General features: G+C 38.7%; 1 tRNA gene. It reads left to right on the forward strand.

Going from position 1 to position 222, the window contains the following annotated elements:
- Positions 1 to 69: 69 nt before the first annotated feature.
- Positions 70 to 145: transfer RNA gene (locus tag AB4180_RS22375), tRNA-Asn, on the forward strand.
- Positions 146 to 222: the final 77 nt, after the last annotated feature.

Consider the following 222-nt stretch of genomic DNA (forward strand, 5'->3'; position numbering starts at 1 on the left):
CCTCGAGGCACCATTATTTGGTACTTAACAAATAATGGTCTTTAGAGACCTAATGTTGAGACAAGTAATTCCCCTTTAGTTCAGTTGGTAGAACGGCGGACTGTTAATCCGTATGTCGCAAGTTCAAGTCTTGCAAGGGGAGCCATTTTCAAGAACTTCATTTTATATGAGGTTTTAAATTAGAGAGTTTACTCTCTAAAGCAAAGAATTTAGTGTGCCGAC

This window comes from Vibrio sp. 10N.286.49.C3 (assembly GCF_041469545.1).
GTDB lineage: Bacteria > Pseudomonadota > Gammaproteobacteria > Enterobacterales > Vibrionaceae > Vibrio > Vibrio tasmaniensis_A.